We start from the raw sequence: 1,495 nt of genomic DNA on the forward strand, positions 1-1,495 counted from the left end.
TTTAAAAAGAAATATACTAAAATGATATTGAAGATTTGATATTCAGAAAGGAGATATTGGTGAAATCAATTATAAAAAAAATATCAGTATTAGCAATTACGGTTTTAATGGCAACTACATTAAATGCCTCTAATATTATTATGGGAAATAATCATAATGCATCAAAAATTGATAATCAAAAAGTAACAAAGAGCAAAGAATTAAGAGGAGTGTGGGTAGCCAGTGTAAGTAATATTGATTGGCCGTCAAAAAAAGGACTTAGTGTTGAGCAGCAAAAAAGAGAATTTTTAACAATTCTTGATAATGTGAAAAAATGGAATATGAATGCAGTATTTGTACAAATTAAGCCATCAGGGGATGCTTTTTATCCATCTAAATATGCACCTTGGTCTGAGTACTTAACAGGGACTCAAGGGATAAATCCAGGATACGATCCACTAAAATTCATGGTAGAAGAAGCACATAAGAGAGGAATTGAATTTCATGCATGGTTTAATCCATACAGACTTTCAGTATCTAGTTCAAGAGATAAATTATCAAAAGATAACATTGGACGTAAAAAACCAGAATGGACAGTAGCTTATGGAGGACAATTGTACTTAAATCCAGGTATTCCTGAAGTTAATGACTATGTTGTAAACAGTATTGTTGAAGTTGTAAAAAATTATGATGTTGATGGTGTTCATATGGATGACTATTTTTATCCGTATAAAGTTAAAAATCAAGAATATCCTGATTCTGCACAGTATCAGAAATATGGACACAAATTTTCATCAGTTGGTGACTGGAGAAGAGACAATGTAAATAAATTAGTTGAGAAATTGCATTCTTCTATAAAAAAAGAAAATGAAAATGTAGAATTTGGAATAAGTCCTTTTGGAGTATGGAGAAATGCGTCTACTGATCCATCTAGAGGTTCTGAAACAAAAGCTGGAGTTCAAAACTACGATGATTTATATGCAGATATTTTATTGTGGATGAATAAAGGATGGATAGATTATGTAGCACCGCAAATTTACTGGAATCAGGGGCATAAAGCTGCTGAGTACAATACGCTTGTGAAATGGTGGAGTAAATATGCAGGTCAGACAAAAACAAATCTATATATAGGACAAGCTGCATACAAAGTTAATGATTGGCAAAATGCAAAAGAATTAATAAATCAGGTAAATTTCAACAGAAATTATCCAGAAGTAAAAGGAAGTATATTCTTTAGCTATAAATCATTATTAACAAATCCTAAAAATGCAACAAGCAGTTTAGCACAAGGGCCTTATGCTAATAGAGAAAATCAAGGATTCTAATTACAGAATAAAAAAAGATTAAAGAAAAGGAGAAATCAGTAATATTGAAGTTGTTATGACTTCAGTAGTGCTGATTTTTTTTATAATTTATAAAAAATTTGAATAAAATTTGAATAAAATTTGAAAAATATAAAAAATTGGATATAATATAGAGTGTAAATATAAAAATAAGTTTGTGTTTTTTATAAGGT

1 protein-coding gene is annotated in these 1,495 nt (G+C 29.5%); it reads left to right on the plus strand.

Annotated elements, in window-relative coordinates; genetic code table 11:
• The first annotated feature begins 59 nt into the window (after positions 1 to 59).
• The gene (locus tag Q0370_RS07070) at positions 60 to 1,304 is read left to right on the plus strand and encodes a family 10 glycosylhydrolase (protein ID WP_299573918.1); all 1,245 of its coding nucleotides are present in this window, start codon (positions 60 to 62) and stop codon (positions 1,302 to 1,304) included.
• Positions 1,305 to 1,495 lie beyond the last annotated feature (191 nt).

The organism is uncultured Leptotrichia sp. (assembly GCF_938036635.1).
Taxonomy (GTDB): Bacteria; Fusobacteriota; Fusobacteriia; order Fusobacteriales; family Leptotrichiaceae; genus Leptotrichia; species Leptotrichia hongkongensis.